Annotated in this window: 13 protein-coding genes; 2 read left to right on the forward strand and 11 right to left on the reverse strand. The window is 67.3% G+C overall.

The window, feature by feature from the left end; translation table 11 throughout:
• Window position 1: 1 nt before the first annotated feature.
• The 4 genes from LA521A_RS14070 to LA521A_RS14085 are packed head-to-tail and all read right to left on the reverse strand — an operon-like array spanning window position 2 to window position 2,844.
• A complete protein-coding gene (locus tag LA521A_RS14070) occupies window positions 2-502 on the reverse strand; it encodes a pilus assembly PilX family protein (protein WP_281779498.1) in 501 nt (166 codons plus the stop codon).
• Window positions 503-512: 10 nt separating this feature from the next.
• Window positions 513-1,808 carry a PilW family protein gene (locus tag LA521A_RS14075; protein WP_281779499.1) on the reverse strand — a complete coding sequence of 432 codons (1,296 nt, stop codon included), beginning with the start codon at window positions 1,806-1,808 and terminating at the stop codon, window positions 513-515.
• The gene (pilV, locus tag LA521A_RS14080; protein WP_281779500.1) at window positions 1,805-2,311 is read right to left on the reverse strand and encodes a type IV pilus modification protein PilV; all 507 of its coding nucleotides are present in this window, start codon (window positions 2,309-2,311) and stop codon (window positions 1,805-1,807) included. Before pilV ends, LA521A_RS14075 begins: the two co-directional genes overlap by 4 nt.
• Window positions 2,308-2,844 (reverse strand): GspH/FimT family pseudopilin, encoded by a 537-nt coding sequence (locus tag LA521A_RS14085; RefSeq protein WP_281779501.1) that lies wholly within the window; start codon window positions 2,842-2,844, stop codon window positions 2,308-2,310. The genes pilV and LA521A_RS14085 overlap by 4 nt, the downstream gene beginning before the upstream one ends.
• 217 nt (window positions 2,845-3,061) lie before the next feature.
• Between LA521A_RS14085 and LA521A_RS14090 the strand changes: the two genes are divergently transcribed.
• Window positions 3,062-4,084 carry a sensor histidine kinase gene (locus LA521A_RS14090; RefSeq protein WP_281779502.1) on the forward strand — a complete coding sequence of 341 codons (1,023 nt, stop codon included), beginning with the start codon at window positions 3,062-3,064 and terminating at the stop codon, window positions 4,082-4,084.
• Window positions 4,085-4,153: 69 nt separating this feature from the next.
• Here LA521A_RS14090 and ppnN read toward each other — a convergent pair whose 3' ends face one another.
• From ppnN to grxD, 5 genes are all read right to left on the reverse strand, one after another.
• The gene (gene ppnN, locus LA521A_RS14095) at window positions 4,154-5,539 is read right to left on the reverse strand and encodes a nucleotide 5'-monophosphate nucleosidase PpnN (RefSeq protein ID WP_281779503.1); all 1,386 of its coding nucleotides are present in this window, start codon (window positions 5,537-5,539) and stop codon (window positions 4,154-4,156) included.
• A 113-nt stretch (window positions 5,540-5,652) separates the two neighbouring features.
• Window positions 5,653-8,838, reverse strand: a complete 3,186-nt coding sequence (locus LA521A_RS14100) for a TonB-dependent receptor (protein WP_281779504.1) — start codon at window positions 8,836-8,838, stop codon at window positions 5,653-5,655.
• A gap of 290 nt (window positions 8,839-9,128) precedes the next feature.
• Window positions 9,129-9,725, reverse strand: coding sequence for a YhgN family NAAT transporter (locus tag LA521A_RS14105; RefSeq protein WP_281779505.1), 597 nt, complete (start codon window positions 9,723-9,725; stop codon window positions 9,129-9,131).
• A 7-nt stretch (window positions 9,726-9,732) separates the two neighbouring features.
• Complete coding sequence (locus LA521A_RS14110; protein WP_281779506.1) at window positions 9,733-10,476, reverse strand: SDR family NAD(P)-dependent oxidoreductase; 744 nt, start codon at window positions 10,474-10,476, stop codon at window positions 9,733-9,735.
• A complete protein-coding gene (gene grxD, locus LA521A_RS14115) occupies window positions 10,473-10,793 on the reverse strand; it encodes a Grx4 family monothiol glutaredoxin (RefSeq protein ID WP_115842448.1) in 321 nt (106 codons plus the stop codon). The genes LA521A_RS14110 and grxD overlap by 4 nt, the downstream gene beginning before the upstream one ends.
• Before the next feature lie 158 nt (window positions 10,794-10,951).
• Between grxD and LA521A_RS14120 the strand changes: the two genes are divergently transcribed.
• Complete coding sequence (locus LA521A_RS14120; RefSeq protein WP_281779507.1) at window positions 10,952-11,530, forward strand: superoxide dismutase; 579 nt, start codon at window positions 10,952-10,954, stop codon at window positions 11,528-11,530.
• A 215-nt stretch (window positions 11,531-11,745) separates the two neighbouring features.
• On the opposite strand, the gene LA521A_RS14125 is transcribed toward LA521A_RS14120, so the two are convergent.
• Complete coding sequence (locus tag LA521A_RS14125; protein ID WP_281779508.1) at window positions 11,746-12,885, reverse strand: 5-(carboxyamino)imidazole ribonucleotide synthase; 1,140 nt, start codon at window positions 12,883-12,885, stop codon at window positions 11,746-11,748.
• Entirely contained in the window at window positions 12,882-13,382 is a 501-nt protein-coding gene (gene purE / locus LA521A_RS14130) for a 5-(carboxyamino)imidazole ribonucleotide mutase (protein WP_281779509.1), read from the reverse strand. Before purE ends, LA521A_RS14125 begins: the two co-directional genes overlap by 4 nt.
• Window positions 13,383-13,411: the final 29 nt, after the last annotated feature.

Here is a 13,411-nt window from a genome sequence, read left to right on the forward strand (position 1 = left end):
CTTAAGGCATGAAGACGGTTTCGACCGCGGCATCGGACGTCGGGGACGCCGCCTGGTCGGTCGAGAATGAGGAGACTTGCCAGATCATCGGTTTCTCGTTCACCGGCGAGGTGCCCTGCGCGATGGAGTAACCGGGGGTGCATTCGTTCAGGCGCGTGGCGACGAGCGCGGTATCCGGATCGTCGTCGTTGGAACGCAGCACGGCCCACGCGCTGCCGCGCACGGGGGACGGGTCGTCGCAACGACGCTCCTCGTCGCGTTCGCCGGGGCGCGGAGTGAAACGGCTGTCGGCGTTGACCTGCACCTCGACGGTGCGCGCGAGCCCTTCGGCGCGCTGGAAGGCGAGGTTCACCGCGCGGTAGTTGGATGCCATGCGCTCCTGCAGCGCCGCCACCTGCATGCCGACAATGCCCAGCAGCGACAGCAGCACGAGGAAGATCAGCGCGACATACAGCACGGCACCGCGCTGCTGGCGTGGGGAACGGTAAGGAACACGATGCATGGGGGCGGCCTCAGTTGCCGAACAGGCGGTTGCGCATCACCACCGTCGTCTCGTAGACGGAGCGGTAGTGGCCATCGGAGCGGGAATCGTTGGCGCCGCGCTGCATCTTCACGCCGAGCAGGATCGGGGTGACGGCGGCCTGCTCGGACGCGGAGCGGTCCGAGCTGCGCATCAGCAGGCCGATCTGGACCGTGCCGACGCGACGCCATTCGTCCGCCTGCGCGTTGGTCGGATTGTTGGTGGGCGCCGTGTTGACCGCGGCGGCGGTGCGCACGCGTTCGATGTTGCCGCGCGGCAGCGCGACCGGCAGGTTCTCGTCCATGCCGTAGAGCAGCTGCAGCGAATCGACGCCTTCGACCAGCTCTTCCTTCTCGAACTTGACCGCGCCGGCGGTCGCGATGGCACGCGCGCGCCACAGCGACGGGGGCTTGGTGCCGTCCACGTTCGTGCCCTCGCCGACGCCGACGAAATAGACGACCGTTTCGGCGCGGTAGAGCACGGGCTTGTTCTGCGTGCTCTCGAAGCTCCACTCGTCGCCGACCAGGCCGCTCTTGTTGAGGCCCGTGTTGGAAACGGTGATGACGCCGGCGGCGCTGATCGCGTCGGCGGCGAAGATGCTGACCTGCTGGCAATCGGCCAGCGCGAACAGGCCGGTCGAGTCGGTGGTCGACACACTGGTGCCGTAAGCCTCGGGCGTGACGGTGTAGTTGGTCGCCGAGGTGGACGCCAGCGTCGCCGGCACGCCATCGCGCGAGAGGAAGCGGATCACCACGATGTCGCTGCCCGGGACCGGCTTGAGGTCGGCGATCGCCGTGGGCAGGGCCGGCACCCACTGGTTGGCGTTGCCCGCCACCGGCGTGCCATCGGTCAGGGTGACCGTGTCCTGCGGGCTGGTGCCCTGCGCCTCGAAGCCCTGCACGCCCATGTCGAAACGCAACGGGTAGCTGGTGCCGCTCAGCGCGGTGAAGGTGCGCGCGTCGCGCTGGGCCTTGGTCAGGAACCACAGGTTCATGCCCTGGCGGCTCGCATCGGTGGAGCCGGGGCTTTCGGGCGCCATGTGCGACTGGTCGTTGACGCAGCCCATGTGGCCGGCCATGCGCAGGTCGCGCTGCAGGAAATCCACCGCGAAGCGGGCGTTTTCCTGCGTGCGCGCGACGCCGGTGGAAAGCTGGTAGGCGGCGCGCGAGGCGCTCATCACCTGCACCAGGCCCATCAGCAGGATCAGGCCGATGACCATCGCGATCATCAGCTCGATGAGCGAAAGGCCGGCGGCCTTGCGCGCGATCGAAGGGTGCAGGGTCTTCATAGCGTGGTCACCACTCGGAAACTGGCGGTCTTGCCGCGCACGGCGTCGGCGTTGTCCTTCGCGCCCACGTCGTCGGTCCATTCCAGGTCGACCGTGGCGGTGTAGCCGACGGCATCGTTGCCGGCCACGACCACGTTGCCGACGCCGCCGGGCAGCTGCGTCACCACGTCGCAGCGCCAGCGCGCCACGTTGTTCTGCGCGGTCGCCTCGCTGTCGCCCGCCTTGCTGCAGCCGGTGGCCGGCACGGCGACGTTCGCGAAGGAGGCCTTGTCCAGGCGGTTGTAGACGACGAGATGGCGCGGGTTCGAGCGCATCATGTCGACGACTTCCGACGCCAGGTTCGTCGCCATCGTGCGGTGCTCGGCGCTGCTCGTGTAACGCACGTTCAACACCTGGAGGAAGGCCAGGCCAAGCAGGCCGAGCGCGAGCACCAGCAGCGCGATGAGCACTTCGATGAGCGAGAAGCCGCCTTGTGCGCGGCGGGATGCGGGGCGCCTGGTCATGCGCAGGTATCCTTTTTCATCCGGGTCTGGCCGGCAGGGCCGAGTTCGATCACGCGCACGTACTCCTGCCCGGTCTTGCAGGTGGCGGCCTTGACGGTGAGCTGCGCGCGCGTCTTCGGTCGACCGGTGCGGTCGAAGGGGATGACCTCCACCGTCGTGCCCGCGGCGCCCAGCGGCACGGCGGAAAACGCCAGCGCGTCGTTGGGCTCGAAGAAGCGGATCACCTTGTCGCCCGGCGACCACGTGCCGCCACCGTCCTGGTCGGTGAAGGCGATGAAGCCCTTGTTCCAGTCGGTGCCCTCGCAGGCGAGGCCGTCCGCCGACGGGCAGACGCCGCCGCCGCGGTTGCTGCGGATCGCTTCGCTGCGCGCGAGATTGAACGCCGCGATGACGTTGTTGGTCGACGTCGCGACGCGGTTGGACTTGATCACGTTCGAGAACGACGGATACGCCAGCGCACTGCCGATGGCGAGCACGGCGATCGTGGTCATGAGCTCGATGAGGGTGAACCCCCGGCTCGCGGAACTGGTCATGAGTTGGAAATCCCCTTACACCCCGGGGGCATGGTTCCCTGACCGCCGCTCCCGGACAAGCGCACCGGGGACGAGCGGTCGGATCGGCCGATGGGCGTGGCGGGCGCTGTGACGCGCATCCCGCATGGCCTTCCCCCCGCGGCCTGCCGGCTATGGCCCCCGCCACGGGCCGGCAGGCAATATGGTGGCCCGGCGGCCGCTCCAGTGCAGTGCTCCAATGCCCAGTTCGCAACCCGCACACAGTCCGCTGGACGCCTTGTGGCAGCCCACGGCGATCGTCTGGACGATGCTGTCCGGCGAGGCGCTGGCGCTGCTGCTCGCGCTCGCGCCCGGACTGGACGAGCAGCGCCTGCGCTATTTCGGGCTGATGTCGGTGGCGATCCAGTGGGTGCTGCTGTGGAGCATCGCCTCGCTGTACCTGGTGCGCCGGCCCCTGCGCTCGCTGCCACCGCATCGCATCGCGTACGTCGTGCTGGCGATGCTGCTGGTGAGCACGTGGGTGATCACCGCCGCCATCGGCTTCTTCTTCCGCGAAGGCTGGGGCATGGACCTGGGCGACTGGCATTGGACGCAGTGGCGCCTGATCGGCATGGTCATGACGATCGGCGCGCTCGGCATCGCGGTGTTCCAGAGCCAGTGGCGCGCGCGGCAGCTCGCGTTGCGCGCCAAGCAACTGGAGCTGGAAGCCCTGCAGGCCCGCATCCGGCCGCACTTCCTGTTCAACACGCTCAACACCGGCGCGGCGCTCGTGCATCGCCGCCCGGAGGAAGTGGAGCGTTTGCTGCTCGATCTGGCCGACCTGTTCCGCGCCGCTCTCGCCGGCCCGCGCGACATCACGCTGGAAGACGAGCTGGCGCTCGCGCGTCGTTACCTCGAAATCGAATCGCTGCGCTTCGGCGAACGCCTGCGCATCGAATGGAAACTGCCGCGCGACATCCCGCGCGTCATGGTGCCGTCGCTGTCGATCCAGCCGCTGGTGGAAAACGCGATCCGCCACGGCATCGAACGCCGCCCCGAAGGCGGCGAGCTCGAGATCGCGGTATCGACGATGCCGGACACCGTCGTGGTGCGGATCATCAACCCGCTCGCGACCGGCGGCGAGAACCGCCCCGGCCATCAGGTCGGGCTGAACGCCTCGCAGGTGCGTATCGAAGCGTTGACCGGCGGTCGTGGCAGCGTGCTGACGCAGCAGGAAGGCCGGCGTTTCATCGCGACGGTGCGCCTGCCGACGAATGCCTGATCACCGGCGGGCCTGACCACCGCCGCCCGGCGAAAGCCGGCGCGAATCGCACCGGCCTTCGATGACGCCTTACGCCACCACGCGATAGCAGGGCTTGTACTCGCCCGCGATCTTCATGCGGCGCTGTTCGACGAACGCGCGCAGCAGGGCGTCGAGCGACTGCATCATGTCCGCATCGCCGTGGATCTCGAACGGGCCGAATTCCTCGATGCGGCGCATGCCGTCTTCCTTCACGTTGCCGGCGACGATGCCCGAGAACGCGCGGCGCAGGTCGGCGGCGAGTTCGTGCGGCTTGCGGCCGTGGTGCAGGTCGAGCACGGCCATCGCCTCGTGCGTCGGCACGAACGGACGCTGGAACGTCAGCGGGATGTCGATCGACCAGTTGAAGAAGAACGAGTCCTTCTGCGCGATGCGATGCTCGCGTACCTTGCGGATGCCGGCGGACATGCGCTTGGCGACCTGGTCCGGGTCGCCGACGATGATCTCGTAGCGCTTGGTGGCGTCATCGCCGAGCGTGAGGCGGATGAACTTGTCGATCTGCTCGAAGTACGGCGCCGCCGAGGCCGGGCCGGTGAAGATCAGCGGGAACGGCAGGTTCGCGTTCTCCTCGCGCAGCAGGATGCCCAGCAGGTAGAGGATTTCCTCCGCCGTGCCCACGCCGCCGGGGAAGACGATGATGCCGTGGCCCATGCGGACGAAGGCCTCCAGGCGCTTCTCGATGTCCGGCATGATCACCAGGTGGTTGACGATCGGGTTGGGCGATTCGGCCGCGATGATGCCCGGCTCGGTGATGCCGATGTAGCGCGTCTTGAAGCGGCGCTGCTTGGCATGCGCGATCGTCGCGCCCTTCATCGGTCCCTTCATTGCGCCAGGGCCGCATCCCGTGCAGATGTCGAGGCCGCGCAGGCCCAGTTCGTACCCGACCTGCTTGGTGTAGACGTACTCGTCGCGCGAAATGGAATGGCCGCCCCAGCACACGACCAGGTTCGGATCGGTCGGATGCAGGATGCGCGCGTTGCGCAGCAGGCCGAACACGGCGTCGGTGATGCCGTCGGTGGTGTCCAGGTCGCGCGGCGAATCCGGGCCGAGGTCCATCGCGGTGTACGCAAGATCGCGCACCACGGCGAACAGCAGTTCGGCCACGCCGCGGATGATCTCGCCATCGACGAACGCCATCGCCGGCGCGTTGTGCAGGTCGATGCGCATGCCGCGATCCTGCTGGTGCACCTCGATGTCGAACTCGGGATACAGCTCGCGCGCGGCGCGCGGGTCGTCGGACGCGCTGCCGCTGGTCAGCACGGCCAGCGCGCAGCGGCGCAGCAGGTCGTGCATGCCGGTGGAGACATCGCGCAGGCGGGCGACTTCGTTGTGCGACAGGACGTCCAGCCCGCCCTTCGGGTAGATGCGGGCGTTGACGGTGGGAAGCGTGGTTTCAAGGGGGATGGCGGTGCTCATGTGGTTCTTCATTCGTTCTCGTTCTTCAGCCCTGCGACTCTAGCCCCCTGCCCCATAAAAAGAAAACGGCCGGGTTTCCCCGGCCGTTTTCGGTACCGCTTTGGCGATGACGCTTAGAACTTGTAGCGGAAGCCGACCTGCAGCGACCACTGCGACACGCCCTGGTTGAAGCCGTCGGCGTCCGCGTTGGCGACGGCAGGCGCTTCGACCGCGCTCGGCGAGAAGTTGTAGATGTACTTCCCGGTCGCCGGGTCGATGCCGTTGACGCGCAGCACCGTCTGGTCGGCGAAGAAGCCGTAGTCGTAGATGTGGCCCCAATCCTTGTTGATCAGGTTGCCGACATTGATGATGTCGAGCCAGATTTCAGACTTGTGGCCTTCGAAGAAGCCCGGCAGTTCCTGGCTGATGCGGATGTCGAAGGTGTTCACCCAATCCGCACGGCCAGCGTTGGCCGGAGTGACCTGGCCGGCGTAGCGGGCCAGTTCCGGGTTCTGCGCGAGCCAGTCGAAGAACTGGGCTTCCATCGCTGCGCCGCCGCTGAAGATCACGTCGCCCGGGCCATTGGGCACGTAGAACAGATCGTTGGTGCGGCTGTCGCCGTTCATGTCGTTGGTGAAGACGTAGCTGAACGGACGACCGCTGCGGCCTTCGTAGAACAGGCCGATGTTGGTGTTGTTGTCGCCGAAGAACTTGTGCTTCCAGTTCAACTGGCCCGAGATGCGGTCCTTGATCTCGTAACGCGCGGTCGAGGCGACTTCCTCGTTGGCCTGGAACACGTAGTTGTAGTTCCAGCCCGAGGTCGCGGTCGAGCTGGTCAGGCCGCTGACTTCGGTCGCATTGGTGTACGTGTAGGCCAGCGACCAGGACCAGTCGCTCGACTCGGTCCACGGCTTGCTCAGGCTGACCGTGAACTGCTGGCTCTCGCCCTTGTCGGTGGTATCGAGCAGCAGCACGTCACCGAAACGCGGATCGCGGTTGCCGCGGGCCGTCGCGAAGGTGTTCGAGTTGCCCCAATACAGCGCACGGCCATCCTGACCGGTGGTCGGGCCGACGTCGGCAGCATCGTTCGGGGCGCCAAGATCCAGGCGCTTGTAGAACAGGCCGGTCTTGACGCTCGTGAGCAGCAGCTCGGCCGAACCGACCATGCCATACCACGGCAGCTCGTGATCGAACGCGAGGTTGGCCTTCCACACCGACGGCGCTTCGAAGTCCGGCGAGATGAAGTTGACGTTCTGGCGCGGCGTGGCCGGCGTGACGCCCGGACGTGCGTACTCTTCGGTCTGCGTGTAGTTCAGGCCCGTGGTGTTGTAGGCATTGGACAGCCAGACCTGCGGGGAATCGCCCTGGAACAGGCCCAGGCCGCCACGCAGCTGCGTCGGGCGCTCGGTGTCGAAGGTGTAGTTGAAACCGAAGCGCGGCTGCCACAGCCACTCGTCGCCGCCGACATCGCTGTTGTCGTAGCCGTACACCTGCTGCGCCAGCGCGTTGTACTCCGGAATGTCGTCGATCTTGAAGCGGTCACCGCGCACGCCGAAGGTCAGCGTCAGGTTCGGGCTGACGTACCACTGGTCCTGCACGAAGACGCCCATCGCCTTGTACGTGTAGTCGGACGCCATGTTGTTGACGTCGCCGCCGACCGGGGTACGGAACTGGCGGTAGCTCCAGCGACCGGCACGGAAGTCGGCCATGCTGTTGTAGGTGTAGTAACCGTCGACGTACGGCGCGTAGAGATTGAAGATCTCGTTCGTCGAATAGTCGGCACCGAACTTGACGTCATGGTCGCCCAGGGTGAGCGTGCCGGCGCCGAAGTAGTTCCAGGTCTTCGTGAAGAGGTCGTTGTACTGCGAGTTCGTCTCGGTGCCGAGGTACAGCTGCGGACGCTGGCCCACGCCGTCGCGGTTCGGGGCGCCGTAGGTCAGTTCGATCGCCGGCGTGCCCTGCGTCGGAGTGTTGCGGATGGCCGAATAGTCGCGGTACGAGACCTTGAACTCGGTCGAGAAGACGTCGGTCCAGTCGCTGAAGAGCTGGGCGACGTAGTTTTCGATGGTCTTGTCGTGCTGGTACCAGTAGGAACTCAGCGAGGCGGCACCCGTGCTGCCGGTAAAGAAGCCGTTGAGGCGCAGCTTGCTCTGCTCGAGCTTGCTGTAACGGAAATCGGCGCGATGGTTGTCGCTGATGTTCCAGTCCAGCTTGATCGCGTATTCCTCGAGATCCGTGTCGCCATCGCTGGTCAGGTCGCCCGCATCGAACGGAGCGAAATTGCCGTTACCGGCCAGCGCGATATCGCGCGCCTCAGCCGGATCGTCGGACGGGATGATGCCCAGGCCGAGCGGGCTGTTCGCGATGTCCGCACCCGGTGCGGCCTGCTTGAACTTCTCGTAGTTGGCGAAGAAGAACAGCTTGTCCTTGAGCAGCGGACCGCCAAGGGTCAGGCCGTAGGTTTCTTCCTTCGTGAAGCCGTTGAACGGTGCACCGGTCGGGTCGTCGCCGAACCAGTCGCCGTCGCGGTAGTAGCCGTACACCGAGCCGTGGAACTCGTTGGTACCCGACTTGGTCACTGCGTCGACCACCGCGCCGGTGGCGCCGGTGATGGTGACGTCGTAGTTGGCCAGGTCGACGTTGATCGCTTCGATGGCTTCCATCGACACCGGCTGGCGGCGGGTCGGCATGTTGTTGCCTTCCAGGCCGAAGGTGTCGGAGGCCGACACGCCGTCGATGCGGATCGCGTTGTAGCGCGGATTCTGGCCGCCGGCGCTGATGCTGCCCGATGCGCGATCGACGAACGCCACGCGCGGGTCAAGGCGCATGTAGTCCTGGATGTTGCCGCCATTGCTCGGCAGCGCTTCGATGGTCTGGCGCGTGACGGCGGTACCGGCGCCCATCTTGGTGGCGCTGAAAACGTCCGAGCCGCCGACCGCTACGGCAGTCACCGAGTCCAGCGTCGTCACATCGCCGGTCAGCGCGGCGTTGATCGTGTTCGTCTTGTTGAGGTCGAGGTAGACGTTGTCTTCCGTCTTGGTGCCTTCGCCCGCCTTGGTGATGGTCACCGAGTACGGACCACCGACGCGCAGGCCGCGCGCGGTGTAACGACCGCTGGCGTCCGTCGTGGCGCGGCTCACCGTGCCCGACTCGACGTGGGTGATCGTGACTTCGGCGCCGGCGACGGGCTGGCCATTCGTGCTGGTCACCGTACCGCCGACACCGGCGGACGTGGACTGCGCGAACACAGGCGCGGTGGCGAGGGCGGCGAGCAGGCCAAGCGTGAGCTTGGACAGACGGACGCGGTTCGGATGGGTCATTACGATGGCCTCGAAACGTGGTTCACAAGAGGGAAGCCAGGCACGACCCCGGTCGTGCCTGTGCAGAAAGGTGTTTGGTTCCGCCCCCTGGGGCGCCGGGCCGGAGCCCGCCGGTTAACGTCAGTTTAACAGGCTAGAAGCCCTCTGTGACAGGGCCGTGACGGCGGTCACTAACGGCCACAAAGCGCCAACCGCGCCCAGGTCGGCTCCCGCCGCGGCGCGACGGCCCTGAACGCAAAACGCCCGACCCGGCAAAACCGGATCGGGCGTCGTCCTGCGCAGCGCGAGCCTTAAGGGGGCGCGATCTTGAGGTAGGTCCCCAGGCCGTCCAGGAACATCTGCACCGAGATCGCCACCAGCAACATGCCCATCAGGCGCTCGATGGCGGTCAGCGCGCGGCGGCCGAGCAGCTTGTAGAGCAGCGTCGCGGAGAACAGGATCGCCGCCGTTGCGCCCCAGGCGATGAGCAGCGCGAGGCTCCACTCGTTGAGGCGCTCGGGCTCGTTGCTGCCCATGAGCATCACCGCGGCCATGCCCGACGGGCCGGCGACCAGCGGGATGGCCATCGGCACGATGAATGGCTCGCCATCGGGAATCTCGCCCATCAGCCCTTCCGGCGGCGGAAAGATCATGCGGATGCCGATCAGGAACAGCACGATGCCGCCGGCGATCGACACCGACTCCTGGCGAAGGTGCATCAGCTCCAGCGCGTACTTGCCGCCCCACAGGAACATCATCAGCACGGCGAGCGCGATCAGCAGTTCGCGCGCGAGCACGACGCGCTGTCGTTGCGGCGGTAGGCCGCGCAGCAGGCTCAGGAAGACCGGCACGTTGCCGAGCGGGTCGAGGATCAAAAACAGCAGCAGCGCTGCGGACGCGATGGTCATGGATTCGTCATTGCAGCTGGGTCAGGCCGACGGCGGCGGGCGCCGGCGCCCACACCTGTCCGCGACGGGTCGCGCCGGCGGGCGAAAGTAGCGTCACGCAAGACGCGGCGTACGCGGTGGGGTCGAGTGCGGCGCGATCGTTCTCTTCCACGTACGCCTTGGCGCGAAGCGCGGTGCGCATCGGCCCCGGTCGCAGGCCCGCGACGCGCACGGTGGAATTGGACAGTTCGGCATGCAGCATGCGCACCAGGCCTTCAAGGCCCTGCTGCGCCAAGCCATAGCCGCCCCAGTACGCGTTGCCGACGCGCTCCGCATCGTCCACGACGAACACCACCGCGGCATCGTCCGATCTGGCGAGCAGCGGCAGGCACGCCTGCGTGAGCCACCACGGCGCGGTGAGGTTCACATGCAGCGCGCGCGCGAACACCGCCGGATCGGTCTGCGCCAGCGGAGTCAGGCCGGCGAAATCCGCGGCGCAATGCAGCACGCCGTCGAGGCGTCCGAGTTCGGCTTCGATGCGTTGCGCGAGCTCGGCGTAGTCGTCGGCGCTCGCGCCTTCCAGGTCGAGCGGATACAGCAGCGGCTCCGGCCCGACCTGTGCCAGCGCGTCGTACACGCGGTTCAACTTCGGCACCTTGCGGCCGAGCAACACGACCGTCGCGCCTGCGCGCGCGCACGCCTGCGCGGCTGCGGCGCCCAGGCCGCCGTGGGCGCCGGTGATCAGGACGACGCGTCCTTCGAGCGGACTCACTGGTTGTGCGTCTCGCTGATCATCCGCGCCAGTTCGCCCGACTCGAACAGCTCCAGCGTGATGTCGCAACCGCCGATCAGTTCACCGTGGATGAAAAGCTGCGGGAACGTCGGCCAGTTCGAATAGCGCGGCAGGTTCGCGCGGATCTCCGGATCCTCCAGCACGTTGACCGTGTGCAGCTGCGTCGCGCCGGCGGCCTTGAGGGCCTGTACCGCGCGGCTGGAAAAGCCGCACATCGGGAACTGCGCGGTGCCCTTCATGAAAAGGACGATGGGATGGCTTTCGACTTCGGCCTGGATCCGCTCCATCACGGACATGGCGACAACTCCTGCAATGGTGCGTTGCCCGCCGGTTGACGGCACGGCAACGGAACGTGGGGATAGAATGTCCAATTGTAAGCCTTCCGAAGCCGCGGACGCGCCGAGTTCACCGGTGGCCGCCCGGCACTCCCCTAGCCAGCCCCCAGGAGCCCGCAATGGCCATCGAACTGCCCCCCCTGCCCTACGACCGCACCGCGCTGGAGCCGCACATCTCCGCCGAGACGCTGGATTACCACCACGGCAAGCACCACAAGGCCTACGTGGACAACCTCAACAAGATGATCGAGGGCACCGAATTCGAGCAGCTGTCGCTGGTCGAGATCATCCGCAAGGCGCAGGGCGGCATGTTCAACAACGCCGCGCAGGTGTGGAACCACACCTTCTACTGGAACTGCCTCTCGCCCAAGGGCGGCGGCGAGCCGACCGGCAAGCTGGCCGAGCTGATCAACAAGGCGTTCGGCGACTTCGCCAAGTTCAAGGACGAGTTCTCCAAGCTCTCCATCGCCACCTTCGGTTCGGGCTGGGGCTGGCTGGTGCAGCGTCCGGACGGTTCGCTCGGCCTGGTGAGCACGTCCAACGCCAACACCCCGATCACCGGCGAGGACACCCCGCTGCTGACCTGCGACGTGTGGGAACACGCGTACTACATCGACTACCGCAACGCCCGTCCGAAGTACGTCGAGGCGTTCTGGAACCTGGTCAACTGGGACTTCGTGGCGTCGAACCTGAAGTAAGTTCGCGTTGCGTGTGCGATACGGAAACGGCCGGGGAGACCCGGCCGTTTTTTGTTTTCGCGCGGTGCCGGCCTTTGTAGCCCGGGTAAGCGCAGCGCACCCGGGATCGACGTGTATCGACGCTGGAACGTGCCCCGGGTGCGCTGCGCTTACCCGGGCTACAACAGCGGGCGATCGTCATCCGGCGATGGCGCGAATCAGGAGACGCCGCCGCCTCAGCGCAGCGCCGCGATCACCGGCGCCACCTGCGCCTCGCGCCCCAGGGCGGCACCCACGCGCTCCAGCGACATCGCGAGCGCACCCGCCTCGTCGGCGCGCAGCGTGGCGTGGCCGACCTTGCGGCCGGCGCGCGGCAGCTTGCCGTAGTCGTGCCAGTGGCCGCCGGGTTCGCGCAGCATCGGCAGCGCGTCGGGCATCTGCCCGATCCAGTTGAGCATGCACGCCAGCCCGACCATGCGCGTGTCGCCGAGCGGCAGGCCGAGCACTGCGCGCAGGTGGTTCTGGAACTGGCTCGTCTCGCTGCCTTCGATCGTCCAGTGGCCGGAGTTGTGCACGCGCGGCGCAAGCTCGTTGGCGAGCAGTTCGCCATCGCGGCAGAACAGTTCGAGCGCGAACACCCCGACGTAATCCATCGCGTCGGCCAGGCGGCGCGCGTAGTCGTAGGCGATCTCGCCGAGCGCGGTGTCCACGCGCGCCGGCGCAAGACTCGCCGAGAGCACGCCATCGACGTGCCAGTTCTCGGTGAGCGGCCATGCGCGGAATTCGCCGTCGCGGCCGCGCACGGCAACCACCGACAGCTCCCGCTGGAAGTGCACGAAGCCTTCCAGGATCAGCCCGACCTTCGGCGCCTGCGCACCGAGCGCGTCCCACGCGGCATCGGCATCGGCCAGCGTCTTGATGCGGAACTGGCCCTTGCCGTCGTAGCCCAGGCGGCGCGTCTTGAGGATGCACGGCGTGCCGATCTCGGCCAGCGCGGCGTCGAGCTGATCGCGCGTGTCGATCGGCGCGAACGGCGGCACCGGGATGCCCAGTTCGCGGAACAGCGTCTTCTCGGCCAGGCGATCCTGCGCGGTCGCCAGCGCGCCCGGGTTCGGGAACACCGGCACGCGCTCGCTCAGCCACTGCGCCGATTCGGCCGGCACGTTCTCGAAATCGAACGTCGCCACGTCCACGCGCGATGCGAACTCGGTGAGCGTGGCGTCATCGCGGTAGTCGCCCACGACCATCGGCGCGAACTGCCCCGCGCACGCGTCGGCGACGTTGTCCATCACCAGGAAGCGCAGGCCGAGCGGTGCGCCCGACAGCGCGAGCATGCGCGCGAGCTGGCCGCCGCCGAGGATGCCGACCGTCGTCATCGCCGCGGATCGTCGTTGGCCAGCACGTCGTCGGTCTGGCGGGTACGGAAGGCGTCGAGTGCGTCGCCGATCGCCGGCTGGTCGTTCGCCAGCAGCGCTGCGGCGAACAGCGCCGCGTTGGCCGCGCCGGCGTTGCCGATGGCGAACGTGGCAACGGGAATGCCCGCCGGCATCTGCACGATCGACAACAGCGAATCCATGCCGTTGAGTGCCTTGCTCTGCACCGGAACGCCGAGCACCGGAACCGCCGTCTTCGACGCGAGCATGCCCGGCAGGTGCGCCGCGCCGCCGGCGCCGGCGATGATAGCGCGCAGGCCGCGCGCCTTCGCCGTCGCGGCATAGTCGAACAGCACGTCCGGCGTGCGATGCGCCGAGACGACGCGGACCTCGTGCGGGACGCCCAGGGCCTCCAGCTTCGCCGCGGCATGCTGCATCGTCTCCCAGTCGGAGCGCGACCCCATCACGATGCCGACCAGCGGCGCTTGTTGTCCTGACATGGTCCTAAGGCCCTGTGCAAAGACGTATT

Origin of the sequence: Lysobacter auxotrophicus, assembly GCF_027924565.1 — a bacterium.
In the GTDB taxonomy this organism is placed as follows: domain Bacteria; phylum Pseudomonadota; class Gammaproteobacteria; order Xanthomonadales; family Xanthomonadaceae; genus Lysobacter_J; species Lysobacter_J auxotrophicus.

Bases quoted from the DNA above. Each gene is read 5' to 3' on its own strand.
- LA521A_RS14120 (WP_281779507.1), top strand. From the start codon at position 10,952: ATGGCCATCGAACTGCCCCCCCTGCCCTACGACCGCACCGCGCTGGAG.
- purE (WP_281779509.1), bottom strand. From the start codon at position 13,382: ATGTCAGGACAACAAGCGCCGCTGGTCGGCATCGTGATGGGGTCGCGC.
- grxD (WP_115842448.1), bottom strand. From the start codon at position 10,793: ATGTCCGTGATGGAGCGGATCCAGGCCGAAGTCGAAAGCCATCCCATC.
- LA521A_RS14075 (WP_281779499.1), bottom strand. From the start codon at position 1,808: ATGAAGACCCTGCACCCTTCGATCGCGCGCAAGGCCGCCGGCCTTTCG.
- LA521A_RS14090 (WP_281779502.1), top strand. From the start codon at position 3,062: ATGCCCAGTTCGCAACCCGCACACAGTCCGCTGGACGCCTTGTGGCAG.
- pilV (WP_281779500.1), bottom strand. From the start codon at position 2,311: ATGACCAGGCGCCCCGCATCCCGCCGCGCACAAGGCGGCTTCTCGCTC.
- LA521A_RS14085 (WP_281779501.1), bottom strand. From the start codon at position 2,844: ATGACCAGTTCCGCGAGCCGGGGGTTCACCCTCATCGAGCTCATGACC.
- LA521A_RS14105 (WP_281779505.1), bottom strand. From the start codon at position 9,725: ATGACCATCGCGTCCGCAGCGCTGCTGCTGTTTTTGATCCTCGACCCG.
- LA521A_RS14100 (WP_281779504.1), bottom strand. From the start codon at position 8,838: ATGACCCATCCGAACCGCGTCCGTCTGTCCAAGCTCACGCTTGGCCTG.
- LA521A_RS14070 (WP_281779498.1), bottom strand. From the start codon at position 502: ATGCATCGTGTTCCTTACCGTTCCCCACGCCAGCAGCGCGGTGCCGTG.
- ppnN (WP_281779503.1), bottom strand. From the start codon at position 5,539: ATGAGCACCGCCATCCCCCTTGAAACCACGCTTCCCACCGTCAACGCC.
- LA521A_RS14125 (WP_281779508.1), bottom strand. From the start codon at position 12,885: ATGACGACGGTCGGCATCCTCGGCGGCGGCCAGCTCGCGCGCATGCTC.